The 25,610-nt window shown below is 67.8% G+C and carries 20 protein-coding genes; 11 read left to right on the forward strand and 9 right to left on the reverse strand.

Features of this window, described 5'->3' with window-relative positions:
- Nucleotides 1–703: 703 nt before the first annotated feature.
- Nucleotides 704–1,162: a peroxiredoxin gene (locus U9979_RS13445; RefSeq protein WP_322751055.1), complete on the reverse strand. Its 459-nt coding sequence runs from the start codon at nt 1,160–1,162 to the stop codon at nt 704–706.
- Between the two features lie 413 nt (nt 1,163–1,575).
- Here U9979_RS13445 and U9979_RS13450 point away from each other — a divergent pair, with 413 nt between their 5' ends.
- On the forward strand, nt 1,576–2,124 hold the full coding sequence (locus U9979_RS13450) for a DUF4234 domain-containing protein (protein ID WP_322779639.1): 549 nt from the start codon (nt 1,576–1,578) through the stop codon (nt 2,122–2,124).
- A gap of 95 nt (nt 2,125–2,219) precedes the next feature.
- On the opposite strand, the gene U9979_RS13455 is transcribed toward U9979_RS13450, so the two are convergent.
- Nucleotides 2,220–2,657, reverse strand: a complete 438-nt coding sequence (locus tag U9979_RS13455) for a DUF3052 domain-containing protein (protein WP_322751057.1) — start codon at nt 2,655–2,657, stop codon at nt 2,220–2,222.
- 186 nt (nt 2,658–2,843) lie between these two features.
- Nucleotides 2,844–3,248: a YjbQ family protein gene (locus U9979_RS13460; protein ID WP_322751058.1), complete on the reverse strand. Its 405-nt coding sequence runs from the start codon at nt 3,246–3,248 to the stop codon at nt 2,844–2,846.
- 291 nt (nt 3,249–3,539) lie between these two features.
- On the opposite strand from U9979_RS13460, the gene aceE reads away from it, so the two are divergent.
- Nucleotides 3,540–6,293, forward strand: coding sequence for a pyruvate dehydrogenase (acetyl-transferring), homodimeric type (aceE, locus tag U9979_RS13465; RefSeq protein ID WP_322751059.1), 2,754 nt, complete (start codon nt 3,540–3,542; stop codon nt 6,291–6,293).
- Between the two features lie 126 nt (nt 6,294–6,419).
- On the opposite strand, the gene U9979_RS13470 is transcribed toward aceE, so the two are convergent.
- Complete coding sequence (locus U9979_RS13470) at nt 6,420–7,199, reverse strand: pirin family protein (protein WP_416210198.1); 780 nt, start codon at nt 7,197–7,199, stop codon at nt 6,420–6,422.
- Between the two features lie 524 nt (nt 7,200–7,723).
- Here U9979_RS13470 and U9979_RS13475 point away from each other — a divergent pair.
- The gene (locus U9979_RS13475; protein ID WP_322779640.1) at nt 7,724–8,614 is read left to right on the forward strand and encodes a hypothetical protein; all 891 of its coding nucleotides are present in this window, start codon (nt 7,724–7,726) and stop codon (nt 8,612–8,614) included.
- Here U9979_RS13475 and U9979_RS13480 read toward each other — a convergent pair.
- Entirely contained in the window at nt 8,611–9,279 is a 669-nt protein-coding gene (locus tag U9979_RS13480) for a phosphatase PAP2 family protein (RefSeq protein ID WP_322779641.1), read from the reverse strand. The two genes, U9979_RS13475 and U9979_RS13480, sit on opposite strands and share 4 nt — an antisense overlap.
- A gap of 53 nt (nt 9,280–9,332) precedes the next feature.
- Nucleotides 9,333–9,599 (reverse strand): DUF5999 family protein, encoded by a 267-nt coding sequence (locus tag U9979_RS13485; protein ID WP_416220133.1) that lies wholly within the window; start codon nt 9,597–9,599, stop codon nt 9,333–9,335.
- A gap of 567 nt (nt 9,600–10,166) precedes the next feature.
- Here U9979_RS13485 and U9979_RS13490 point away from each other — a divergent pair.
- The 5 genes from U9979_RS13490 to U9979_RS13510 all read left to right on the forward strand — a co-directional run bounded on the left by U9979_RS13490 (nt 10,167) and on the right by U9979_RS13510 (nt 16,031).
- Nucleotides 10,167–11,651 (forward strand): hypothetical protein, encoded by a 1,485-nt coding sequence (locus U9979_RS13490; protein ID WP_322779643.1) that lies wholly within the window; start codon nt 10,167–10,169, stop codon nt 11,649–11,651.
- Nucleotides 11,652–11,741: 90 nt separating this feature from the next.
- Nucleotides 11,742–12,017, forward strand: a complete 276-nt coding sequence (locus tag U9979_RS13495) for a type II toxin-antitoxin system RelE family toxin (RefSeq protein ID WP_322750350.1) — start codon at nt 11,742–11,744, stop codon at nt 12,015–12,017.
- Between the two features lie 212 nt (nt 12,018–12,229).
- Nucleotides 12,230–12,655, forward strand: a complete 426-nt coding sequence (locus U9979_RS13500; protein WP_322779644.1) for a hypothetical protein — start codon at nt 12,230–12,232, stop codon at nt 12,653–12,655.
- A complete protein-coding gene (locus tag U9979_RS13505; RefSeq protein WP_322779645.1) occupies nt 12,628–14,397 on the forward strand; it encodes an ATP-binding cassette domain-containing protein in 1,770 nt (589 codons plus the stop codon). Before U9979_RS13500 ends, U9979_RS13505 begins: the two co-directional genes overlap by 28 nt.
- Nucleotides 14,394–16,031, forward strand: a complete 1,638-nt coding sequence (locus U9979_RS13510; protein WP_322779646.1) for an aminotransferase class V-fold PLP-dependent enzyme — start codon at nt 14,394–14,396, stop codon at nt 16,029–16,031. The genes U9979_RS13505 and U9979_RS13510 overlap by 4 nt, the downstream gene beginning before the upstream one ends.
- Nucleotides 16,032–16,142: 111 nt before the next feature.
- Here the strand turns inward: U9979_RS13510 and U9979_RS13515 are convergent, their stop codons facing one another.
- Both U9979_RS13515 and U9979_RS13520 read right to left on the reverse strand, forming a co-directional pair.
- On the reverse strand, nt 16,143–16,724 hold the full coding sequence (locus U9979_RS13515) for a TerD family protein (RefSeq protein WP_322750353.1): 582 nt from the start codon (nt 16,722–16,724) through the stop codon (nt 16,143–16,145).
- 243 nt (nt 16,725–16,967) lie between these two features.
- On the reverse strand, nt 16,968–17,930 hold the full coding sequence (locus U9979_RS13520; protein WP_416220135.1) for a BACON domain-containing protein: 963 nt from the start codon (nt 17,928–17,930) through the stop codon (nt 16,968–16,970).
- A 558-nt stretch (nt 17,931–18,488) separates the two neighbouring features.
- Here U9979_RS13520 and U9979_RS13525 point away from each other — a divergent pair.
- The 3 genes from U9979_RS13525 to U9979_RS13535 all read left to right on the forward strand — a co-directional run bounded on the left by U9979_RS13525 (nt 18,489) and on the right by U9979_RS13535 (nt 20,592).
- On the forward strand, nt 18,489–18,923 hold the full coding sequence (locus U9979_RS13525) for an FAS1-like dehydratase domain-containing protein (protein WP_322750355.1): 435 nt from the start codon (nt 18,489–18,491) through the stop codon (nt 18,921–18,923).
- Entirely contained in the window at nt 18,920–19,390 is a 471-nt protein-coding gene (locus U9979_RS13530) for a MaoC/PaaZ C-terminal domain-containing protein (protein ID WP_322750356.1), read from the forward strand. Before U9979_RS13525 ends, U9979_RS13530 begins: the two co-directional genes overlap by 4 nt.
- 278 nt (nt 19,391–19,668) lie before the next feature.
- Complete coding sequence (locus U9979_RS13535; protein WP_322750357.1) at nt 19,669–20,592, forward strand: SDR family oxidoreductase; 924 nt, start codon at nt 19,669–19,671, stop codon at nt 20,590–20,592.
- 95 nt (nt 20,593–20,687) lie between these two features.
- Here the strand turns inward: U9979_RS13535 and U9979_RS13540 are convergent, their stop codons facing one another.
- Nucleotides 20,688–25,310 carry an HAD-IC family P-type ATPase gene (locus U9979_RS13540; RefSeq protein ID WP_322779648.1) on the reverse strand — a complete coding sequence of 1,541 codons (4,623 nt, stop codon included), beginning with the start codon at nt 25,308–25,310 and terminating at the stop codon, nt 20,688–20,690.
- Nucleotides 25,311–25,610: the final 300 nt, after the last annotated feature.

The raw sequence follows: 25,610 nt of genomic DNA on the forward strand, positions 1-25,610 counted from the left end.
GAGCGCTCTCCCGCTGAGCTACGCGCCCCGGGCTCTCGTAAGAGTACGCAACATCGCGCCGTTGTGGGGAACCGGGGTGAGGAACCGGCGTGGGACCGGACTCCGCGCCGGCATGTGTTCCCCGCGACGTCCGACGGCGACGTCCACCCAGTCAGGTAGACGAGCCGGTGTCGGCGCTCAGGTCACGGCCCGGCCCAGTACCCGTGCGAGCGCGGCCTCAACCTCGTCGCTGAGACTGGGGGATGCGGCTACGGGCTGCCCAGGTCCGCTCCCCCGCGACACCCGCGGATCGGAAACCGAAAGATCCTCGGCGGCCGAAGCCGGCGAGACCTCCCGGCCGCAGTCCCGGCACGAGACGGCACCCAGGGCCTTGGCCAGATGCGTGGAGCCGCAGCCAGCGCACCGGTCAAGAATGTCCGACCATCCTGTCACCAGCTGGCACGGCGGACAGAACAGAACCTGTTCACCTTCGACTACCGCCCGTCGCCACGGACTGGATCCGCGCGCGGGATCGGTCTGGCGGATGTGACAACGAAAACACGGCATCGTGCAAGCACTAACTCCCTCACGTTCCCCCGAAGCCTCCGGGTGCGCGAAAAACCACAATCGCACACCCTTTGGCCAACCAGCCCCCTCAAGGCCTCCGGGTGCGCGAAAAACCACAATCGCACACCCTTTGGCCAACCAGCCCCCTCGAGGCGGATTACAGGGCCGCGAGCGCCTTGAGATATTCACCATGGTCGCGTGCTTCACCTGGTCCGTTGACAACAGTCCAGCGCACAGTGCCGTCCTTGTCGATGACGAAGGTCGCGCGCACGGCGAACCCCTTGCTCTCTTCCAGCACGCCATAGCTGCGTGCCACCTCACCGTGCGGCCAGAAGTCGGCGAGGAGCGGAAAGTCATAGCCCTCGCGATCGGCCCACACCTTGTGGGCATAGGGCGAGTCGACCGAGACCGCGAGCACCTGCACGTCGTCGTTCTGGAACGCGGAGAGGTCGTCACGGACCGCACAGAGCTCGCCCTGGCAGATCCCGGTGAAGGTGAGCGGATAGAACAGGAGGACGACGTTGCGACGCCCGCGGAACTCCGAGAGCGTGACCTCCTCGTTGTTCTGATCACGCAGAGTGAAGTCTGGGGCGGCGGTGCCCACCTCTACGGCCACTGGTCAATCCTCTCGACGGAAGGCGGTGTCACGTTGCAGGCGGCGTCACGTTGGGAAAGGGCGGTCGGCCACCCGCACCCAGCATGCCACCTGATCAACGTTGGCATCCCTACGGCAGGCCGGACGGCTGCGCCGGCACCGCAATCGTGCGGAACCGATGTGTCCGGAGTCTCGTTTCCTGATGTCGCGGCCAGTAACATTTGCCTCGTTGCATCGCTCCGGGTAAAAATCCGCTACCTCGGTCCCAGTCGGCATGCCGGCTATCAGACCGGATGCGGACATGGGCGCGGACATGGACGCGGACCAAGCCCCGCCGGACGGAACCGTGCGCAATGACCGATCTTGACCCACCGGGGCAATACTGTTATCAGCTGTGGCCGGGCGACCGGCGGCACTCCGAACAGGGGAACGCAGTGACCGAGCAGACCTTCGGTCCGTACGGCCAGTCCGATCGGGGCCGGCAGCCATCCGGGCTTCAGCGCGTGAACGGGTACGGCCCGCCCCGATCCGGCCGCGCATACCCGACCTCGGCGACAGCCGTGCCCAGCGGCTACCCGCAGCCGACGGCCACCGGCATCCACGGCAAGCGCCGCAACCCCTGCGCCAGCTGGCTCGGCCTACCTTTGATCACTCTTGGTATCTACACCATCGTCTGGATCTACAAGACCAACAAGGAACTCAGCGAGTATGACCGACGAATCGTGGTCGATCCGACCCTCTCAGTATTCGCGGTGACCCTGGGCGTCCTCCTTCTCGCTCCGCCGCTCGTCGCCGTGTGGCGGTTGTGTGCACGCACACGCCAGGCACAACAATCAGCCGGCCTGCCTCCGTTGCGAACCGGGGTCGCGTTCACGATCTTTCTTCTCGGTTTCGGGCCGCTGAATCTCCAGAGTGAGATCAACCGCATCTGGGACCGGTACCCGACCGCGGTCGAAGGGCAGCAGGTCCCCTTGCCCGCCTGACCCGACCCACCGCGCTGCGCGCTGCCCCGGTCAAAAAACCCCCTCCGGCCCTGGCCGCCACCGGACCCAGCTGGCGGCCAGGGACCCAGGAAGCCCTACCGGTGCCGGACCCGCTGGGACTTCGGTGCGGCCAGCCGCATTCCGGCCCATTCCGCGGCGACGCTCACAGTGCTTGTCTGCACCAGGCCGACTGTCGGCACCGCCTCCAGGACGTCGCTGGGCTCGACATGCCCAGGCCTGCCGGCCTTCGGTGTCAGAAGCCAGATCACCCCAGCCTCGGACAGCTGGCGGCGCGCGTCGATGAGTGCCTCCACAAGGTCGCCGTCGTCGTCCCGCCACCACAGCAGTACGACGTCGACCACATCGTCAGAATCCTCCGGGACGAGTTCCGTTCCGCTGGCAGAGGTGACAGCACCTAGAAGATCACGGGCGATGTCATCGTCTTCGTTGAGCGACTGAACCAGTACCCCTGGCGTGATACCCAGACGTTCCGCACGCCGCTGACCCTCGGCGTTCGCCGCGGTCGGACTCACCCTCAACAACCTCCTGCTCGTGTCAGCCGCACACGGACACGCTGTCCGCATGCAACGGCCGGGCAGCACGGCGGTCTCTCGATCCACCTACTGCCCGCATCGCCGTGGACCTAGTCCACCGGAGCACCCCCGGGCAGCGCAAGTGCCACGCCGGTAGTTGTGGACAAAGGTGTCGCTCTCGCCGTCTCATCCGGACAGGAACGAGAGCCGAACCGTGCGCTCGGGATTGTCCACGTTGAGATCAACCAATGCGATCGACTGCCATGTACCGAGTAGCAGGCCGCCATCGAGGACCGGAACGGTCAACGACGGCGCTATCAGCGCAGGCAGGACGTGTGACCTTCCGTGACCTTTTGAGCCATGGGCATGCTGCCATGCGCGATCGGTGGGCAACAGGTCTGCGAGCGCGGCGAGAAGATCCGCGTCGCTGCCCGAACCGAGCTCAAGGACGGCGAGGCCGGCGGTCGCATGTGGGACGAACACGGACAGCAACCCATCCCCGCGACCGGTGACGAAGCGCCGCGCGGCAGCGGTGAGATCCCAAACACATTCCCCGTCGCCGGTGTGCACCGACACCGTCGTCGTCTCCATGGACCGCCCTTCGTGGTCACCTGCCGCCCACCGTCCGCACCTTCCATTGTCTCCAACCGTTCCACAAAGCCAGCACAGCGGCGACACGACCCCGCCAGATCGGCGGCGGCGATGTGGCGCGGGCGGTTCTGCCCGGCTGATGCCGCTTCCGGCCCCGGCCGCCGACCCGCACCCCTATCGCCAGGCGGCGAGGGTGGAGGGTGACGAGACCGCCCACACAGAGCACGATGGACGGGGAGCCACTCGCGACCAAGCATGCGAACAACGACCAAGCGACGGCAGGGAGAACGCGTGGCGAAGGACAGCGGCAGGAGGTTCTCGGTCATCACCGACGGGCTTCCCAGCCAGTTGCCGGACATCGACCCGTCCGAAACCAGCGAATGGCTGGATTCCCTGGATGCGGTGATCGACGAGCAGGGCCGGGGACGGGCACGATTCCTCATGCTCAAGCTGCTGGAACGGGCCCGAGAGAAGGCCGTCGGTGTGCCCGGGCTCACCAGCACTGACTACATCAACACCATTCCACCGGAGCAGGAACCGTGGTTCCCGGGCGACGAACACATCGAACGGCGCATACGCGCATATATTCGATGGAATGCGGCAATCATGGTAAGTCGGGCGAATCGTCCGGAATACGGTGTTGGCGGTCATATCGCCACATATGCATCCAGTGCCGCACTCTACGAGGTCGGTTTCAACCACTTCTTCCGCGGCAAGGACAAGCTGACCGCGGGGCCCGGCGGCGACTCCGGTGACCAGATCTTCGTCCAGGGCCATGCCTCCCCGGGAATCTACGCCAGAGCCTTCCTCGAGGGCCGGCTGACCACCGGAGCTCTTGATGCGTTCCGCCGGGAGGGGGCGGCCGATGGACTTCCGTCATACCCGCACCCACGCCTGATGCCCGACTTCTGGGAGTTCCCGACCGTCTCGATGGGCCTCGGGCCGATCCATGCCATCTATCAGGCCCGGTTCAACCGATACCTGCTGAACCGGCGGATCAAGGACACGTCGCGCAGCCGGGTATGGGCCTTCCTGGGTGACGGCGAGATGGACGAGCCCGAGTCGATCGGCGCCCTCGGCATCGCCGCCCGGGAGGAACTCGACAACCTGATCTTCGTCGTGAACTGCAACCTGCAGCGTCTCGACGGCCCGGTACGCGGCAACGGCAAAATCATGCAGGAACTGGAGTCGCTGTTCCGCGGCGCCGGCTGGAACGTCATCAAGGTGGTCTGGGGCCGCGACTGGGACCCGCTGCTCGCCCAGGACACCGACGGAGTCCTGGTGCACCGGATGAACACGACGCCGGACGGCCAGTTCCAGACCTACACGACGTCGTCCGGAGCCTACATCCGGGAGCATTTCTTCGGCGCGGACGCGCGCCTGCGCCGCATGGTCAAAGACCTCTCCGACGACGATCTGCGCAAACTTTCCCGTGGTGGTCACGACTACCGCAAGCTCTACGCCGCCTACAAGGCCGCAACCGAGCATGCCGGCCAGCCCACGGTCATCCTCGCCCACACTATCAAGGGCTGGACGCTGGGCAAGGACTTCGAGGCCCGCAATGCCACGCACCAGATGAAAAAACTCAGCAAGGGTGAGCTGAAGGAGTTTCGCGACCGTCTCTACCTGGAGATTCCCGACGCCGAGCTGGAGGCGGACCTGCCGCCGTACTTCCATCCCGGCCTGGATTCGGACGAAATCCAGTACATGCGGGAACGGCGGGCCACACTGGACGGCTCGCTGCCCAAGCGGGTCGTACGGACGCGTCCCCTTCCGCAGCCGCCAAAATCGATCTTCGACGACCTGCGGCGCGGCTCGGGTAAACAACCGGTGGCGACGACCATGGCCTTCGTCCGCCTTCTCAAAGATCTGATGAAGACGAAGGAAATAGGCGCCCGATTCGTTCCGGTAATTCCGGACGAAGCCCGCACCTTCGGCATGGACGCCATGTTCCCGACCGCGAAGATATACTCGCCGCACGGGCAGCGTTACGAGGCCGTCGACCGCGACCTGCTGCTCTCCTACCAGGAGTCCGAATCCGGCCAGATGCTCCACGAGGGCATCAACGAAGCCGGCTCGATGGGCTCGGTCATCGCCGCGGGCACCGCGTATGCCACGCACGGGGTCCATATGATCCCGGTGTACGTCTTCTACTCGATGTTCGGATTCCAGCGGACCGGCGACCAGATGTGGGCGTTCGGAGACCAGCTCGGCCGCGGTTTCCTGCTCGGTGCCACCGCCGGGCGAACCACGCTCAACGGTGAGGGGCTCCAGCACCAGGACGGCCATTCGCTGCTGCTCGCGTCGACGAACCCGGCCTGCGTGGCCTACGACCCGGCGTTCGCCTTCGAGGTATCCCACATCGTCCGCGACGGCCTCGACCGGATGTACGGCGAGCGCGACGAAAACGTCTTCTATTACATGACCGTCTACAACGAGCCTTTCCCGCAGCCGGCCGAGCCGGCCGGGATAGACCCGGCACAGATTCTCGCCGGGATGTACCTGTTCCGACCGTTCACCCAAACGGGGTTGGCCGCCCGAACGCCGGTAGACCTCGGGTCGGGAACCGTGCCCAACCGCGCGCAGCTGCTGGCGAGCGGTACCGGGATGCGGTGGGCGTTGGACGCGCAGGAGCTCCTCGCGAACGACTTCGGCGTGGAAACGGACGTGTGGTCGGTGACCTCCTGGAACGAACTGCGCCGGGAGGCTCTCGCCTGCGAGGAGCACAACCTGCTGAATCCGGATTCGGTGGAGCGCCGGCCGTATGTGACCCGCATCCTGGAAGGGGCACCTGGACCGGTCATCACTGTAAGCGACTGGATGCGTGCGGTGCCCGACCAGATCTCACGGTGGATTCCCCAGGACTACACCTCGCTGGGCACCGACGGATACGGCCGCTCCGACACCCGGGCGGCGCTGCGGCGCCACTTCCACGTCGACGCCCAGTCGATCACGGTGGCGACCCTGGAGGCGCTGGCCCGCCATGGCGCGGTCAAGGCGGCCGTCGTCGAGGATGCGATCCGTCGTTACGGGCTGCGCGAGTAGGACCGCTGCGGGCCCAGGGCCGGGCGCATGCCCGCCTGAGGTGACTGCCGGCATCCCGCGGTACCGGGATGCCGGCAGCAGGCGCTGTCGCGGCCTCACCCTGTGGTGGCCTCACCCTGTGGTGGCTCACCGGCCAAGGGATGCGTGCATCTCCCAGACCAGAATTTCCGCCGGCCCGGCCGGGGCACTGACCGCGAGCCCGTCGCAGTCTCGGATCCGGGCTGCGTCACCAGCCGCGAGATCGCCGACGGTCTCCACCGTGACCGTGCCGCGCGCGACGAACAGATGCACCCAGGGCGCGGACGGCAGCTGCACGCGGCCGGACCCGGGCAGTCGCGCACCGTGCAGGACTGCATTGTTCTGCCGAATGTCGACCGCCGCCTGCGAGCCGGCTCCGCCCGCGATCGCCACCAGACTGCCGGTCGCCAGAGTGTCGGTCACATCGATCTGGGCATAACCGGGGGTGATACCCGACGTGTCCGGAATAATCCACATCTGAATAAAATGAACCGTACCGGGATCCCCTGGAAAGCATTCGTGCACCCCGGAGCACGGTGCCGCGTTCATCTCCGCATGCAGGATCCCGGTGCCCGCGCTCATCCGCTGAACAACCCCGGGCCGGATCACACCGCTGATTCCAGTGGAATCGGTGTGCACAAGCTCACCCGCGAGGACCCAGGTCACGATCTCCATGTCCCGGTGCGGGTGGGCGTCAAAGCCGCCACCAGGAGCGACACGGTCGTCGTTGCTGACCAGCAGAAGGCCGAAATGGGTATTGGCGGGATCATAGTGGCGACCGAACGCGAACGAGTGGCGCGAGTCCAGCCACGGGTTTCGGGTCACGGCCCGGCCCTCCGAGCGCCTCACGGCAATCGCCGTTCCTCGCGACGTCGAGATATCAGTCACAGTCCCGCCCTTCCCTTTCCTGCTACCCACGCGCCCCTGTCCGCTACCATCGGTGCGGCTACGATCAGCGGGCGAGTTGTCGTAGAGTGCGTACGATGCACATCCGGCCAGCCCCACATCCGGCCAGACCATCGTCCAACGTAATCGCCCTCACCTCGGAGCCGGGACGGTCCCGACCAGTAGGTTCCAAAGGCCTCTGACGACGCGAGAAGTATGCCCATGAGGTCACTTCACGCTCGGACGAGCCCCCATTGATCGCACCGTCGTCGGCCCTCACAACCCCAGGGGGCCACGGGCCCGACGAAAGAGCTATGATCTCGGTACCTTTGCCCCTACCAACCCCCTCGGGGCCTTTGGCCAAGTGGCCCCGACGCAACGCGAGTGCCTCGCGAGGAGGCGATGTGACGGCTGCCGACAGCACGGCGGAACAGATGTCATCGGCCGCCAGCTACATGATTGCCACTTGGCGTTACCGCATGAATGCGAGGCCGTGAGATGGCCCGCATCGTACTCGGGAAACAGCCATGATTCTGCGGTCGCGGCGGATCGACCGACTGGAGGACCACCCGAACCTGCGTGGTATTCTCGCGATCCTCACCCAGCTGGTACACGCCAGCGACACGGAACTCAGCCAACTCGCGTCAGTCTGGCGCAACACGCCACAACTCGCGGCCGCGCGCGACAAGGCGTTGTCGCCGGATGCCCCGCTGGTTGTCGAGGTTCTCGCCGCCTTCGACGCGCTCTCGGCGATCTATGCCGACGACCTCGCGGGCATCGACGACTATGTGACGGTTGATCCCGGCATCACCGCGACCGCGCTCAAAGCGGTCCGCGACGCGATCGCCGCCGCCTACGCCAAACCGATTCTCACCCGGTCGGAGTACTCGGCCTTGATGCGATCGTGGCGGGTGGTCTATCCCCGCGGCCGGGGACACGAGCCGGACCTCGGTCCCTTCGGCTCCGAGGTCAAACGGGTCCTCGCGGCTCTGCCGGTACTGGCACGTCGCTGCCACGACGCCGACAGCCTGCGGGTCTACGACGGTCTGCTCGTCACCGCGCTCACCCGCGATGAGATCGAGCATCGGGACGCCATGGAAGCAGCGTTCAACAGCGCGGTGCGTACCGGCCGCCGGCGCGTCTGGACCCTGGTTCGGCGTAGCGCAGCCGAGGGGTTCTGGCGCCTGTGTCCGTCCTGCCGCAAAATGATCAATCTTGAGGATGCCGATGCGGACCAGCGTGTCATGGAACTGTGCGCGGACCTCGCCTGCGCGCTGCTCGTCCAGGACATCCTCGACCCCGATACAGCGGCCAACCTGACGGCGCCGCTGCACACGCTTGTCCCGCTCCAGAACCGCCACGGCGGCGAGCGGCGGCAGACCGGCCGAGGTCTTCCTCCTGGTAGATCACCAGACTAGCCGCGTTCGTGGTAAACCTCAGCTGGCCGTAGCGCCGGCACCCGCGTCGACGCCGGGCGTGCCCGCACCGGACGGTAGGGCCGCCTGGGCATGATCTTGCTGGTCACGAGGGCGGCGGATACCCCGATGGCGACACCCGCCAGCACGTCACTCGGGTAGTGGACACCGACATAGACCCGCGAGAACGCCACGCCTGTGGCGATGATCCCGACCGGGATCGCCGCGACGGGTGCGTCCATCGCGACCGCGGTCGCGAAGGCGGCCGCAGATGCGGCATGCCCGGAGGGAAACGAGAAAGTCGTCAGGTCCCGGCGGAGTCGGCGGCGCGGCGGTATGCCGTGACGATCAGGCCGGTCCCGGCGGAACACCATCTTGGCCGGCCCGTTCGCGGTCGCGCTGGCAAGGCCCAGGGCCACCATGCCCCGCACTGCCCCGCGCCTGCGCCGTCCCCTGCTGACGCCGAGAGCCACCGCTGTCCCCCACCACAGCAGACCGTGGTCGCCTGCCCGGGACAGGCCCGGCAGAATCGGGTCGAGGAGCGGACGCGCACCGGCAAGGCGGGCGAAGACGGCCCGGTCCACGGCGGAAACGGCGGAAACCAGCAGCCGTGCCCCATCAACGATCAGTGCTCGTCGGATGGCGAGACTCCGCGGATGGCAGATCACGTCACGCGGTCACGTCAGGTCGGCGCGCCAGGTCGGCACGTCAGGTCGGCACGTCAGGTGGCCCGGCCACGCGGCGTCGGCAGGGCCGTCTGGTGGCGCGTCACAACCGCCGCGGCCGCGGTACTCACCAGGCTCGGAAGCCCCCGCCGCGGTTCGATGATCCTCCCCGTCGGCAAAATCTCACCAGTGTCGTCAAACAAGATCACACCGTTGCACAGCAGGCTCCATCCCTGGTCGCAGTGCCGGATCGTCACCCGCGCCGCATCCCGGTCGGGACCGGCGGCGGGTGGGCAGGGCGGGGAGTGAGGACAGCCCGCCAGGCCGGGTAGCGAAGACGCGGTGGGTACCTGTGAACTCGCCGACGTCCTTGTCGATGGATCTCCAGAAACCGTTGTTGCTCGCACAGTCACAGAAGATTACGCCCCCAGGTAACGGACGTCACATCGACCTACCCTCCTTCGCAGTAGACATGGTTCCCATCTAGGGCCTATGCGATGGATCTTCGATCGCGCGGATCAATGCCCACCGGAAGGGCCCTGGACACAGTTCGCATGTGGACGCGGTTGCGGTCCGGGCACGGTTTAGAGCGCCGCAGCCACGGCTCGACGCGCTTCGTAGCCGGCCGCTTCTTGGTTGCGACCACTACTACCGTCGACCAACACGGTGGAACCACCCGGTGACAGACACCGAATATATTGATCCCACCCGATGACGGGAAAGCACCTTCGATACCTTTTCCTGGACCCATTGCAGCCCGGTACCCGGCCCGTTGCCCGCCGGCCTCACGGGAGACCCGGCCGGGTCCGTACAGAGCGGTTCATGTCGATGAAGATGCTGAGGTACCGACCGTCAACCCCATCGCTGCCGACCGACCCATACAGATGGCGATGAACCGGCTACGGTCGACGAGCCTGATACGCCCGGCCCGCCTGCGTCGGCACCGGCTGATAATCGTTCTGATTGTCCTGGCCAGCGCATTGCGGGTGCTGGCGATGGCCGCCTACCGCCCTGCATTCGAGTTCGCCGGCGACTCCTACGCCTACCTCCAGCTGGCCCGGTACCTCAGCCCGGACACGGTGCGGCCCGCGGGCTATCCGGTGGTGCTGCACGCATTGTCCGTTACCGGCGAGCTGTGGGTGGTGCCCGCCGTCCAACACGCTCTTGGTCTGGGGCTCGGGCTTGCCGTCTATGCACTTCTGACGCACCGCGGCGTCGCGCCCACGATCGCGGCGCTGGCGGCAGCACCGGTTCTCCTCGACGCCTATCAGGTGAACATCGAGCATTTCGTCATGGCGGAAACGCTGTTCGACGCGCTGCTCGTCGCCGGGCTCGTCGCCCTGTTGTGGGATCGGGAACCGCCGCTGTGGGCCTGCGGGCTCGCCGGCGGCGCGCTGGCGCTCGCCGCGCTCGTCCGCACGGTGGGTGTCGTCCTCGGGGTCCTGGCGCTGGCCTACCTCATAGCCCGACGGTTCGGGTGGTCGCGGTCCGTCGCGTTCGCCGGGACCCTGGCCGCACCGCTGCTCGGGTATGCGTTCTGGTTCCATTCGGCGCACGGCTCCTATGCCCTGAGCGGCGGTGACGCCTACTGGCTCTACGGCCGGGTCGCGCCGATTGCCGACTGCGCACGTCTCGACCTCACCCCGGCGGCACGGCAGCTGTGTTCTGCGCACCCGCCGAGCGAGCGACCCGGCCCGAACTACTACGTGTGGAACCGCAACAGCCCGCGCTTCACCGTCGCTCTCCCCGACGCCGCGAAAAAGGCCGCGATGACCGACTTCGCCCATCAGGTGATCGAACACCAACCGGCGGACTACACGCGGATGGTGACCGGCGAAGTGGCCCACTACTTCGCGCCCGGGCGGTGGGTGGGTCGGCGTGACTGGCCCGTCGGCACCTGGGGGTTCCCCGCCTACCCGGTGCCCTTGTACTGGAACATCAACGCGCCCCTCGCGACCTTCGACGGTGAGCTGGTCACCCGTGCCGTGTCCCCGACGCCGGCCGCGGTTCTGCGGGTCTACCAGCGCCATGGCTACACCCCCGGGCCGGCGTTGGGCGCGATGGTGGCCCTCGGTGTCGCCGCGGTGTTCCGCAAGGCGCCCCGACGTTCGTCGCGCGCAGAGCACGACGAACAGCGGCGGATCCGAGCCGACTGTGCACTGCTGGTGGCCGCGGGAACAGCCCTGCTCGTCGTCCCATCGGCAACCGTGTGCTTCGACTACCGGTACATGCTGCCCACGCTGGTGCTGTTCCCCCCGGCTGCGGCGTTCGGCTGGCAACAGATCACCCGTGTGCGCGCCGCCCGCCGCCAATCGGCCGAGGAGCCCCGGAGCCGGAGAGGCGCCCAACTGGCCACCGGAACTTCCGACAGCTGACAACAAAGACTTCTACGATCACAATGTGAACAACCGGATTTGCCCGATGCAGACCTTCCCACCCGGGGCGCCCACAGGCGGCGGAACAGCATGAGCACCCGACATGAGGTAACCGTCTCAGCGTCGGCCGAGCGCGACCTGCAACGACTACCGGACAAAACGGCCGGCGAGATCCGCCGCTTCCTCAACGGCCCGCTGCGCAACGACCCGCGGAAGGCTGGAACTCCCCTATCCCAGGCGCGGTCCACCATGTGGGAGGCGACCGGCCCGGCTTGGCGGATCCTCTACCAGGTGGATGCCAATACCCTTACCATCCGCATCATGGTCGTTGCTCAGCGAAGCGAATCTGGCCGTCGCGCTTCATAGCCGACGACGATCGCGCCCGGCATTGGGCCTAGGGCGTGCCTGATGGATGTTGGCCGATGCAGGCGATGATCCAGAAAATAGCCCGCAAGTAAGTCATACTCTATCCTATTTAGGAGATAAGGTAGATATATTAAATTTTATAGCTTATGTTCTTCTTGTGAAGTTATCATGCAATAAGATCAACCGAGGGTTCCTAGCGAGGTGAGCGCCAGATGGACGCAACCGATCTTCAGCTATCGACCGGCGAAGGCAGCCCCGGCCTGCCGCCCGATGGCACCGACGATGCCTGGCGTGAGCTGGGCACACGATTAAGATCGCTCCGCGAAGTACGAATACTTCGCGGACTGTCCCAGGCGGCGCTGCGCGATCTGGCCGATGCGATGCGCCCGCTCGATCTCCCCGCCGACGCGACGGTGTGCCGCGCGGGTGACCCCGTCCGCCACCTGTTCATTCTCGTCTCCGGCCGCTGGGACGTCCCCGGCAATGTGATCGGCCTCGCGGCACCGCGACCGGATGACGCCGCCACCGGCGAACCGGGCAATGCAGCACCCGATGAACCGCGCCGACACGGCTGCACCGCCTGCACGCTCACTGCCGCACGGGTGTGGACGTGCCGCTCACCACGCTGGATCAGGTGACCGCGGCCAGCGTGACGAGTGGGGTCCGACGTCCCGGGCTCAGCGTTGACGTCGCCGGGGTTGGCCAACGGTTGGGCCGGCGACCCGGACGGCAGACGCTGCGGGACGTTACCTTCCGGGTCGCACCGGGTGAGCTGGTCGCCATCGTCGGTCCGAGCGGCGCCGGGAAGACCATACTGCTGGAGACGATGGCGGGACTACGCGCACCGGTTGAAGGCGTGGTCCGATATGACGGCGTCGACCGGCACACGAATCCGGCGCTGTTCCGGTCGTCCCTGGGCTACGTACCGCAGGATGACATCATTCACCGAACGCTTTCGCTCGAGCGGACGCTCTGGCACGCCGCCCGATTGCGGCTGCCCGCGGACTCCTCACCGCGCCATCTCACGGACGCCGTACGACATGTCCTGGGCGAGCTCGGTCTTGCCCAGCTGGCCAGCGCCGAGGTCCGCTCGCTGTCCGGCGGTGAGCGCAAGCGTGCCTGCGTCGCAGTCGAGCTGCTGACCAGACCCCGGGTGTTCTTTCTCGACGAGCCGACATCCGGGCTGGATCCGGCGACCGCAGCCGACCTGATGCGGCTGCTGCAACGGTTGGCAGACGGCGGTACCACGGTCGTGCTGGCCACCCACAACGTCTCCGACCTGCGTGTGTGCGATTCAGTCGTCTTCATGGCCCAGGACGGCAATCTGGCTTTTGCCGGGCCGGTAGACCGGGCGTGCCACTACTTCGGGACGGCCACGATCGAGGAGGTCTACGGCCGGCTTGCCTATGAGGACACTCCGCAAACCTGGGGCCGACGGTTTGCCCGCGACCAGGAACATGTGCCGAGTTCCCCGACGCCACAGTCATTCTCGGCCGGTGGGACAGACAAACCTTCCAGTGGCTCCGCGGGACAACCGCCAGGTGCGGTTCGCCAGTGGCACCTACTGACCCGACGCAACGTCGAGATTCTCGCCCGGGACCGGCTCACGCTGGCCATCCTGCTCGGCTCGCCGGTGATGATCCTACTGATGTTCGTCGTGTTGTTCCGGCCGCATGCCTTCACCGCCGGGAACCCCGATCCCGGCGCCACGATGATGACGGCCTTCTGGGTGACTTTCGGCGGCTTCTTCTTCGGTGTCACCTACGGGCTGCCGCAGATCTGTGGGGAGTTGGCGATCCTGCGGCGGGAACGGCTCGTCGGCGTTCGGCTCGGTCCGTATGTGCTGTCGAAGCTCGCCGTCCTGCTACCCCTGCTGGTCGCCGTCGACACGATCACCATAGGCCTGCTGCGGGCGCTGGACCGGCTGCCCGCCCTCGGCGTGGCGCAGGCCGCAACCTTGCTGGTGACATTGCTGCTGGCATCGACCGCCGCGCTCTGTCTGGGCCTGCTGACCTCGGCGGCCGTGTTCAACCCGGCACAGGCCACCGTCGCCCTGCCGATGCTGTGTTTCCCGCAAGTGCTGTTCTCCGGTGCGATACTGCCGATCCCCGCGATGGCCCCGGCCGGTAAGGCGATCAGCTACGCCATGTCCAACCGGTGGGCATTCGAGGGGTTCGGACACAGCGTCGGGCTGGAACGCCTGTGGGCCCACGGCGGTTCACCGCTCGGCCCACCGCTGCTGGCGTCCTACGGCACGACATTCACCCACGCCGCCTGGCTGGACTGGGCGATTCTCAGCGGCTTCACGACCATGTTACTGGCGGCAACTTACCTCGTGCTGAACGCCCGCTTCAGCGTACGCCCGGTCCGGTCCGCATGACTACGGCACCGCTCGACCCAGCCCAGGCCGGCCAGTCGGGCGCGGACATCGACCCGTCGCTGTCCGCCTTCCTCGCCGCCTACCCCCACTACGCCACCACTACCCGACTAGACGAACTGCGGGCCGTCGAGTACAGCCATCTTGATGCGGACGGCGGAATCTACCTGGACTACACCGGCGCAGGAGTATGCGCCGACGCGCAACTGCGCGCGCATACCGCCCGCCTGCACAACCGCTGTTTCGGCAACCCCCATTCGGACAGCCCGGCGTCGAAGGCGACCACGGAACTGGTGGAGCAGACCCGGCGGGCCGTGCTGGAGTACTTCAACGCCTCGCCGGACGAATACGTTGCGATCTTCACGCCGAACGCAACCGGAGCATGCCGACTCGTAGCCGAATCATATCGGTTCGGCGCGCGGACCCGGTTCGTCCTGACCTACGATAACCACAATTCGGTCAACGGTATCCGGGAGTTCGCGAACATGCGGGGCGCGGTGACGCAGTACGTTCCGGTCACCGCACCCGATCTTCGGATCGACGACGCGTCGGTTCGGGCCGCACTGGCGCAGCCGAGGCCGGGGGTTACCGAAGCGGCCCTACGAATGGTGGTCAGCGGATCCGTTCCGTGGGCGGGCCACCCGCGCCGTCGGGCGGCACAACGCCGAATAGGCCGGTCCTGGGCCGAGGCAGGTGGCCAGGGTGCCCTTTGGCGGGACCCCGGCAGCCACTCGACGCACGACCGTGGGCTGTTCGCATTTCCCGCGCAGAGCAACTTCACCGGAGTCCAACATCCGTTACACTGGGTGGACACCGCCCACGAGTATGGCTACGATGTATTGCTCGATGTAGCCGCCTATGTTGCGACCAATCGGCTTGACCTGTCCGCGGTCCACCCCGATTTCATACCGGTGAGCTGGTACAAGGTCTTCGGCTTCCCGACCGGCGTGGGATGCCTCATCGCCCGGCGGGATGCGTTGGTGCGGTTACGGAGACCGTGGTTTTCCGGTGGGACGATTCAGGCTGTCAGCGTGCAGGGCGGCTGGCACACACTGACCGAGGACGAGAGCGCGTTCGAGGACGGCACCCTCAACTTTCTCGCCATCCCGGACATCGAGATCGGCCTGTCCTGGATCAACAACATCGGAATCGACCTGATCCATACCAGGGTCGCCTGCCTCACCGGCTGGCTGCTCGACCGGCTTGTTGCACTATGTCATAGTAGTGGCGCGCCGATGGTACGGATATACGGGCCGACCGAATCCCGCGACCGGGGCGGAACAATCGCCTTCAACCTGCTGGATCCGGATGGCAACGTCGTGGACGAGCGTGCGGTGGCCCGAGACGCCTCGGCTGCCGGCATCTCGCTGCGCACCGGCTGTTTCTGCAATCCTGGGGTCGGAGAGGGCGCGTTCCACATCACCAAGGCAGCCGTCACCGGTTCTATGCGACACAGCGTCCGGTCCTTGGACGACTACCTGGACATGCTTAAGCTTCCCAGTGCCGGCTCGATCCGGGTGTCGCTCGGCCTGGCGTCGAACATCGAGGACGTCGACCGGTTGCTGCAACACCTCCAGACAACGTATCAGGACCGCTTTTCCGACCTATCCGGCCTCGAGCCTCGGCTACGCTGCTAATTTCCTCAGAGCCCGTTTTGGATCTTCTGCTCAGCCCGCCGGTTCGCGATCGAGCAAAAGATCCAAAATAGGCCTCCATGCCCTGCCACACACGAAGCGATGGCCGATACGTCAGGAGACGTTGACCCCGAAGTCGAGGGCGATCCCCCGCAGGCCGGAGGCGTAACCCTGGCCGACCGCGCGGAACTTCCACTCGTTGGCGTGCCGGTAGAGCTCCCCGAAGATCATCGCCGTCTCGGTCGACGCGTCCTCGGTGAGGTCATAGCGGGCGATCTCCGTGCCGGCCGTCGAGTCGAGCACCCGGATGAACGCCTCCCGGACCTGGCCGAAGGTCTGCCGACGCGCCTCCGCATCGTAGATCGATACTGCAAAAACGACCTTGGATGCCTGTGGGGTGAGCGCGAACAGCTCGACGGTGATCTGCTCGTCATCTCCCCCACCGCCGCCGACGAGGTTGTCGCCCAGGTGCTTCACGGCTCCGTCAGGGCTCACCAGGTTGTTGAAGAAGACGAAGTACTGGTCGGACAGAACCTTGCCCCAGTCGTTGACGACGATCGCGCTCGCGTCAAGGTCGTAGTCCGCACCGGAGGTCTGGCGCACCTGCCAGCCGAGGCCGACAGTCACCGCCGTGAGGTTCGGAGCGACCTTGCTGAGCGACACATTGCCGCCCTTGGACAGCGACACCGATGCCATGCCTCAAGCCTAACGCCTCGCTCACGCCTGCGGTGGCGCATGGGCCACGATCCGCGTCCGGGATCTTAAGAGCAACCGGCAACCGGCAACCGGCAACAGGGACGCGGCGTCGCGCGGCTGGGACGCACCCCAGCCCCGCTCCTTGATCCGCTCCTCTACTGCCGGGCGACCTTAACGATGTGAATCTGATGCTCCTGCCACAACACCAGATTCACATCGTTCCCACAGAGCGTCCGGTAGCCCTCACCCGGTCGGGGCGGGACAGTCGCTCACATCCAGTGAACCGGCGGACTCGGTACGCAGACCGTTGAGATCGGTGACGGTCACGGTGAACGACAACCGACCGGCGGTGTTCGACGGCCCGACCGGACCCGACCAGTCGGACTGCTGCCCGGTCGCGCTGTCGAGGTTGAGCGCGGTGGTCGTCGTCCTGCCATCGGGCAGCCGGGCAACCAGTTGCACGCCGAAGACACCGGTCGCGTCGGTCGCGCGCACCGACACCATCGACAGGGTCGGCCCGGACGCGGGTGCGCATCCCAGCGGGTAGACGATCGACGGGGCCGCCGTCACCGCATTGATGACGGGCGGGCCGGACACCACCGCGGTCACCCGGACCGCACCGGTGCCTGCGGGCTGCGTTGAGCCGCTGTGGACGACGACCGCGACCGAGATGTCGACCAGACCGGCCGGCGCGGCGGTGCGGTCGAGGGAGAACAGGACCGCCTTACGGCCGCCGGCGGCGACCGTGCCGGCTGACGGGCCGACGGCGAGCCAGGCCGGGGTCGCCGCGAACTGGTAGTCGGCGGTGACAGAGCCGGTATTACGCAGTTCCACGGTCGCCGAGGAGTTCACCGAGCCAAGGTCGAGCATGGCGGGCGAGAACACGATGCTCGCGGCCGACGCCACGGTTGCCGCGGGTGAGGCGGCCCGGCCGCTCCCGTCGGCGGCCAGTGCCGGACCCGACGTCGGAAGTCGCCCGGTGGTGCCGGGAGCGCCACCAACGGCGACCCCGGTCTCGACGCCGCGAGCCGTACCGGCAGTCGCCACAGGTGCGCCGGGTGCGCCAGGCGTGGTCGTGACCTCGGCGACACCACCGTCTGCCGCAGTGGCCGCAGTGGCCGCGGGTGCGCCTACCGCTGCCGCCTGCGCCCCGGTAGGCCGGAAGCGGAGCCACGCCCCCATCCCCATGACCATCACAAGGGCCATGGTCACGGCGGCGATACGCCCCCACCGGACAGGAAGGATCCGGCCCGATCGCCCCCAGGGTGATCGATGCCGTCCCACCGTGGGGCTGTCACGGTCCAAGAACTGCGCCATCGGATCGAGCGTAGGTCGACGAAGGCCGCCTGCACAGGGGATCGGTTCGTTCGCGCCATGACGAAACGGTCACAATTCTTACCCGGGTCCAACCAACAGATCATCCGCTCAACGGCAAAAAATCAACTCTTCAACAATATAGCAACAGGCAACAAACATTTGGCAAAAATCTGCGCGCAATCGGCGATGGCCCTGCTACCAGCCCCGCCGTCAGCCCCTCGAGCGACCCCGCTGTCAGCCCCGCGGGCGACCCCGCGGGCGACCCGTCCCGTACTCCGTCCCGCGCCCCTTCCCTCCGCACTTCCCGCGGCCCGGTGGCCGTCGACTCCACGGTTGACGCCGGGACCGACGGCTTGCGGATCGCCACCAAAATCGATCATGGTGCATCTTGGGCGCAGAGATGACAACGTCGTGAACGCATAATCGCCAGTCGATAAGGAGCGGCCCATGCCCGGAGCCCCGTTCACGATGGAGGTCGAACTCGGCAAGATCCGCGAGTTCGCCCACGCCACCAAGTCGTCCAACCCTGACTACCTCACCACTGACGTACCGGTGTCACCGGCGACGTTCCTTGCCTCCGCCGCCTTCTGGACGGGGCCCGAGAACACCCCACCGATGGAGGAGCTCGGCGACATGGCCCGGCTCCTGCACGGCGAGCAGGAGTTCGTCTTCCACGGTGAACCGCCGCGCGCCGGCACCCGCCTCGTCGGCCAGACCCGCATCGGCGCCAGCTACGAAAAGCAGGGCAGGCGCGGCGGAAGCATGCGGTTCGTCGAACTCCTCACCGAATTCCGCACACCCGAAGGCCGGCTCGTCGCCGAGGCGAAGAGCACCGCCATCGTCACCGGCCAGACACCGACGGAAGGGTCCGCCACGTCATGACAACCACCGTGACCACGGCGACGACTGTGACAACGGCGACCACCGCGGTGAATCCCACGAGCTGGGCGGACCTCCAGCTCGGCGTGGCCGCGGCTCCGTTCACCGACACGCCGCTCACCCGCACGGATTTCGTCCGTTACCAGGGCGCGTCCGGCGACATGAACCCGATCCATCATGACGAACAGTTCGCGCGGGCCGCCGGTTTCCCGACCGTTTTCGCGGTCGGGATGCTGCAGGCCGGCATCCTGGCAACCTATGCCACCGACTGGTTGGGCGCGGCGAACATCCGCCGGTTCCAGGTGCAGTTCCGGGAACAGGCGTGGCCCGATGACGTGCTGACCTACTCGGGCAGCGTCGTCGGCCGACGCGAGAAGGACGGACGACGCCTGGTCGACGTCGAACTCACCGCGACCCGCCAGACCGGTGGTGTCCACATCAAGGGCTCGGCGACCTTCGCCGTCGCGTAGGCCCGGCCCACCGTCGGATTGCGGTGACGGGCGGCCGGGCCTGGCAGGCACTCGGGCGCTTCGGTGGCTTGCGGACCCCACCGCGCGTGAGGATGCATCGGGACCCCCGATCCACCCCGGCCGGCACCCTCGCCAACCGGCAGGTTGCGGTCAGACAACGGGTCGAAGGCGAACAGCGCGCCGAAGCCGAACGGCGCGTACAACACCCCCACAGCCATCATGTGGAACAACGGCACCAGCAGACATAGGAGATAGATCGTGACAGCGGGAGTACGGGCATGACCGGGATCTGCGAGGGACGCATCGTCGTCGTCACCGGGGCTGGCAACGGCATCGGCCGCGAACACGCGAAACTGTTCGCCCAGGAGGGCGCCAAGGTCGTCGTCAACGACCTCGGCGGCAGCCGCGACGGCTCGGGGGCCTCGACCGGCCCCGCCCAGGCCGTCGTCGACGAGATCAAAGCCGCGGGCGGGGAGGCCGTCGCCAACACCGACGACATCTCCAGCTGGGACGGCAGCAAGAACCTCATCGACCAAGCCATCGACGCCTTCGGCGGCCTGGATGTGGTGGTGAACAACGCCGGCATCCTGCGCGACCGGATGCTCGCGAACATGACCGAAGCCGAGTGGGACGCGGTCATCAAGGTGCACCTCAAGGGCACCTTCGGACCGACCCACCACGCCGCCGCCTACTGGCGCGATCGGGCCAAGGCGGGTCAGCCCAACGACGCTCGAATCATCAACACGACCTCACCGTCCGGGCTGTTCGGCAATGTCGGACAGTCCAACTACGGCGCGGCCAAGGCGGGTATCGCGGCTTTCACCGTGATCACCGCGCAGGAGCTCGCTCGTTATGGGATCACCGTCAACGCGATCTCGCCGACCGCGCTGACCCGGTTGACCGAGGACCTGGCCTCCGTCCAGGCAATCAAGGATTCCGCCGGTGCCGCCGACCCGCTGGCGCCGGAGAACATCTCCCCGACCGTGGTGTGGTTGGGGAGCACCGCTTCGAAGGACATCACCGGCCGGGTGTTCTCCGTGTTCGGCGGCACCATCACCGTTGTCGAGGGCTGGGTCAACGGTCCGGGCGTCGACCGACAGGGTCGCTGGTCGCCGGGAGAGCTGTCCGAGGTGATCCCGGACCTGGTCGCGAAGGCGGCGCCCGGGGCCGACATGACAGGCAACCGGCCCGTCCAGGCATAAGAGCGCCCGGCAACAGGGGCCGACCGGCAACAGGGGCCGACCGGCAACAGGGGCGACCGGCTTCCGGCTTCACCCGGGCCTGCGGCGGCGCGGGATCAGTCCTCCGCACGCCGCCACTGACCCGGGTGGAGCCAGGCCGGGAGCCAGGCCGGGAGCAGGGCCACGGTGTCCGGGACGACCCGGGCCGCAACCGGCTCCAGCGCCCTGGACAGCAGCGTTCCACCCGCACAGGAGCCGGCCACGATCGTCCAGCCGGCCGGACCGAGCGGGGTGCAACCGAAGAAGTGGCTGAGCCCGGGTGTCTGTACGACCGCAACCAACACGGCCGCGGATCCGAGGCTGCTCAGCAGCACCGACCTGCCCCGGCCCCCAACCAGGACCGTCTGACCGAGCTGCGCGCCGATCAGAGCAGCAAGCCCCACGGTGTCGGCGTGGCGGCGACGGCCGGTGAAACGGGCGACAAGCCATCCACCGGATGCGGCGGCCGTGGTGGCGACGGCGCGCACCGCCACTTCCCGGGCGAGTGCGCGGCCGAGCGACTGCTCCGGGCCCTCGCCGAGAAACTGACCCGCCTTGTCGGGGTCGGGTTGGCGCAGCGCCACGGCGAGCCCCGGCGCGAGATCGGTGAGGAGGTTGACCAGCAACAACTGCCGGGCCGACAACGGCGATGCCCCCGTGGCCACCGACCCGAGCAGGGTGAAGGCGATCTCACCCAGGTTACCCCCCACGAAAATACCCAACGCCTGGCGGACCGAGGCCCACATCGCCCGGCCTTCGACCAGAACATCCAGGATCGTCTCGAGCCTGTCATCGGTGACGACCACGTCGGCGGCGGCCCGAGCTGCCGGGGTGCCGCGTTTGCCCAGAGCGATCCCGACGTCCGCGAGCCGGATGGCGGGGGCGTCGTTGGCCCCGTCGCCGGTCATCGCGACCACCTTGCCCAGCCGCTGATAGGACTCGACAACGCGCACCTTGTGCGCCGGGGTACCGCGGGCCACCACCGACACCTCGGGCAGCAACGCGTCGAGCGCGTCGTCGTCCAGGGCATCGATCTCCGTACCGGTCACCACCCGGCCGCTGTCGAGTACTCCCAGTTCGGTGGCGATCGTCTCCGCGGTGGTCGGATGATCACCAGTAATCATCATGGTCCGGACGCCCGCGTCGCTCAGCTGGACGAGCGACGGCCCGGCGCCGGCCCGGACCGGGTCGGACAGCCCCAGGAAGCCGAGAAAGGTCAGCCCGTCGAGGTCGCTGTCGGCCAGTTCCCGGGCCGCCACCGGCATCCGCCGTTCAGCGACCGCCAGCACCCGATAGCCACCTCGACCGAGCGCATTGTGTTCACGGTTCAACCGTGCACGGCTGGCCCGGTCCAGGGGGATGGTGCCGTGCACGGTGCGCCACCGGAGGCAACGCGGGACAATCGCTTCGGGCGCACCCTTGACGCTGAGGAGCGCACCGTCACCCGCCCGCCCGAGGCAGGCGTGATAGCTGCGGCCCGGTTCGAAAGGCAGCGACGCCACCGCCGTCCACGACGCCAGGCCGTGGTCGCACCCAACGCCGGCGGCAGCCGCTCCCTTGGCCACCGCCCGGTCGGTGGGGTGGGGCAGCTTGGCATGCGTGGCGGCATCGGCCGGGGTGGCGCGCAGTCCGGCGGCCACGACCTGGCGTTGCCGGGCATCAAGGTCCATGACGGCGGCGGTCCGGGCGCCGTCCGACACGGCCCCCAGGCGAATCCTGCCTCTGGTGAGCGTGCCGGTCTTGTCGAAACAAAGCACGTCCACCCGGCCGAGAGTCTCGATGGTCCGCGGGTTTCGTACCAGTGCCCCGCGGCCGGACAACCGCCGGGCGGCGGAAAGCTGGGCCGCAGTGGCGAGGAACGGCAGGCCCTCAGGCACGGCGGCAACAGCCAGCGCCACGCCCGCGCTCAGCGTGTTTCGAACGGGCCGGCCACGGATGAGTCCGGACGCGAGCAGCGTCCCGGCCGCGCCGATCACCACCGGCACGGTGAACTCGGTGATCGCGGAGAGCCGCGCTTCGACCCCGACGGCCCTGGCCGGACCCGTCGCCACGGCCATGCTCCGGCCCGCCTCGGTGGCCGGACCCGTCGCCACGACCACAGCTCTGCCGTGACCGGCGGCCACCGTGGTCCCCTCGTACACCATGGACGCCCTGGCGGCCACGTGACTGACTGCGACCGGACGTGGGGACTTCGCAACGGGAAGGGATTCACCGGTCAGCGAGGACTCGTCAACCTCAAGATCTGTCGCTGCCAGCAGGCGGCCGTCGGCGGGAACGACGTCCCCTGGCCCGATCGAGATCACGTCGCCGGAAACGATCTCCTGTGCGGTGACGTCGACATCCCGGCGGTCGCGACGCACCCGTGCGCGGACCGCGGACTGGGCGAACAGGCGGGCAAGAGCGGCGTCGGCCCGCCGCTGCTGGACCGCACCCATGAGCGCGGACACGACCGCGACACTGACCACCAGAGCCGCATCCAGCACCGATCCGGTGGCAGCCGACAGGGCCGCCCCACCGAGGAGAATCGGCGTCAGCGGGTTGGAGAACTCCCGGACGAAGGCTCCGACCAGATCCGGCGCGACCGCGCCCACGCCGGCCACCTCCGAGCGCCGCGCCAGCGCGTCAGCGCGCGAGAGCCCATTGGGGGTGCTGTCCAGCTGCTCCAGGACACGTCGCGCCGGCAGCACGTGCCATGGCGTACGGGGGCTGGCCGGCGGCGGCGGACGCCTAGCGAGATCACGTGCAACCCGGATCCCGTTGCCGAGCGACAGCGCGGTCGCCCCGTGCACCATCAGCGTCGAGCGGGTCACCAGGTGGGGGCCGATGCCGGTCACCGCTACCAGCGCACCCGCGCCGGACCCGATCTGGGCGAGCCGCACCGCTTGCCGGCTCACCGTGGCGGCGGCGACAGCCTCCACCATCATCGCCGCGGCCGAGAGATCCCCGCCGACCAGGACGTCCGCACCCCAGGCCGGGGAGCCGTCATGGTCGTCGACCCCGACCCCGACACCGACGTCGGCGCCGGCCACCGCGGCACGCCGGTGCGAGACAACAAGAACACCGCCGCGCTCCGCCTGTAGATCGGCGATGACCGCCACCAGCCGCCGCCCGCCCGGGACCACCGGGAACCCGAGACCGTCGGCCGGACCCCGGTCGCCCTGGGCCACGCGCACCGCGAGTCCGCTGCGACGACAGGACGCCAACAGCGCCTCGCTCGCCGGCGCCCGCTCGGGAATCGCCCAGACGACCGCCATCGGTCTGCCACCCTGTGTGAGGCCGAGGATCCTCACAGCCCCCGCGGTTTCCAACCGCTGCTTGTCCTGGATACCCGAGCAGCCGTACGGAGCCAGCGGGTCCAGCGGGTCCAGCGGGTCCAGCGGGTCCAGCGGGTCCAGCGGGTCCAGCGGGTCCAGCGGGTCCAGCGGGGCGAGCGTCCAACCGTCCCGGGTGACCAGTGCGGCCGGATCGGTCGGCTGAAACAGCGCATAGGCTTGGACTGCGACCTCGCTCGGGTCCGCGCCGTCCACCGGGATGACCTCGCCAACTGCGAGCATGGGGCTCACCAGGATGTCGTGATCAATCACGATGGTGTCTACCCGGTCGAGCCGCCGCAGGGCCTCGGGACGCATCACGTGGACACCGCGGCGCGCCAGCACCCACATGAGATGGTGGGAAAATCCCTCCCGGCCGAACCGTACGGGACGCGGTAGCAGGGCTAACCCGGCCACAGCGGCACGGCGCGCGTCGCCGGTGACGGCCGCGGTGGCCCCGAATGCCCCCAGCGCGCCGATCCCGGCGGCGTCGGCGTACCGCTCCAGCGGCCCGCGCGGCAGCGGTCGAGGCCGCTCGCCGACCACCGCCTCGGCTGCCGCACGGTCCGGATCGCCGAGCAGATCGTCGCCGGCTGCGATGAAGGCACTGCGTCGGGCGCAGGCGGCCGCGAGGGCTTCGGCTCGAAGCACCGCATCGACACCGATGGCGACGTCCCCGTGCGACAGCCCCATCGCGGTTGCGGTGGCCACCGCCAGGACGATGTCCGCCCGCTCCAGGCCGATCGCCCTCTCCAGGATCCCGCGTAGTCGCGGCTGGGTGTCGACGACCGTGACGAGCGAGGCGAGCTCGATCGGCAATGGCAGCCAGCGGGCGACCCGACCCGCCGACGCCACCCCGAAGGCAACCCCGTCTGCGACCAGCGCGGTAGCCGCCCGCACCACGGGAGCCGGTGAATCCGGTGAATCCGGCTGATCGGACAGCCTCGGGCTACGGTGGCCGCCCGCCCCGACCAGCGCCTCACCGCCACCGCCCCCCGCAGTATCACCGGCGTCAGCACCACTGCCGTCAGGCCCACTGGCGTCAGCACCACTGGCGTCAAGGCGCTCCACCCGTTCGACTACCGCCGTCAACTCGCGTTGGGTCGGATAGGGATCGGACAACGCGAGCAGAACCCGTCCCAGCGGTGCGTTGACCCGGGCCCACAGGACCCCTGGGCAGCGCTGGAGCTCCTGCTCCAGGAGCCTGCGCCGCGCCTCGCCCGACGGACCCCAGATACCTTTACCGTGCACCTTGACGCTTGCCCGGGACCGAGCAATCCGATCGTCGGGTGAGGGAGCAACCGCGGGCTCCATCCGATCCAGAAACGGTCTCGCCACCGATGCAAGCCCCATGCCGGACAGCAGGTGCCAAACCTCTGACAGGGGCATCTGCACCCTCCCATCATCACCGTAAGATTCTTTACGGTCACCAGAGGTCAGCACGTCAGGCGGCAGCCTCCACCGCCACGCCACCAGGACCAAGCGGCTCCGACCGTCCGACCGGCCACCGTCCTGACCGGCCACCGCCCGGCCGGTGCGTGTAGCTGGCCCGATACCCCGACGCGGGCGTTAAACACCCGGTCCAGGCACGCCGGCGCCTCCGGGGCTCAATCGCGAGCAAAAGATTGATTCAAAAAGTGATGCAAACTTGACGGAAAGTAAAAAATTTGCCTCAAAGAAAGATGGAGG

Source organism: Protofrankia sp. Cas4 (assembly GCF_963555915.1).
Lineage (GTDB): Bacteria > Actinomycetota > Actinomycetes > Frankiales > Frankiaceae > Protofrankia.

Excerpts from the sequence above, each read along its gene's own strand:
- U9979_RS13460 (WP_322751058.1), bottom strand. The coding sequence starts at position 3,248 with ATGGAGACGACGACGGTGTCGGTGCACACCGGCGACGGGGAATGTGTT.
- U9979_RS13475 (WP_322779640.1), top strand. The coding sequence starts at position 7,724 with ATGATTCTGCGGTCGCGGCGGATCGACCGACTGGAGGACCACCCGAAC.
- U9979_RS13490 (WP_322779643.1), top strand. The coding sequence starts at position 10,167 with ATGAACCGGCTACGGTCGACGAGCCTGATACGCCCGGCCCGCCTGCGT.
- U9979_RS13495 (WP_322750350.1), top strand. The coding sequence starts at position 11,742 with ATGAGCACCCGACATGAGGTAACCGTCTCAGCGTCGGCCGAGCGCGAC.
- U9979_RS13500 (WP_322779644.1), top strand. The coding sequence starts at position 12,230 with ATGGACGCAACCGATCTTCAGCTATCGACCGGCGAAGGCAGCCCCGGC.
- U9979_RS13510 (WP_322779646.1), top strand. The coding sequence starts at position 14,394 with ATGACTACGGCACCGCTCGACCCAGCCCAGGCCGGCCAGTCGGGCGCG.
- U9979_RS13515 (WP_322750353.1), bottom strand. The coding sequence starts at position 16,724 with ATGGCATCGGTGTCGCTGTCCAAGGGCGGCAATGTGTCGCTCAGCAAG.
- U9979_RS13520 (WP_416220135.1), bottom strand. The coding sequence starts at position 17,930 with ATGGCCCTTGTGATGGTCATGGGGATGGGGGCGTGGCTCCGCTTCCGG.
- U9979_RS13525 (WP_322750355.1), top strand. The coding sequence starts at position 18,489 with ATGCCCGGAGCCCCGTTCACGATGGAGGTCGAACTCGGCAAGATCCGC.
- U9979_RS13530 (WP_322750356.1), top strand. The coding sequence starts at position 18,920 with ATGACAACCACCGTGACCACGGCGACGACTGTGACAACGGCGACCACC.
- U9979_RS13535 (WP_322750357.1), top strand. The coding sequence starts at position 19,669 with ATGACCGGGATCTGCGAGGGACGCATCGTCGTCGTCACCGGGGCTGGC.
- U9979_RS13540 (WP_322779648.1), bottom strand. The coding sequence starts at position 25,310 with ATGCCCCTGTCAGAGGTTTGGCACCTGCTGTCCGGCATGGGGCTTGCA.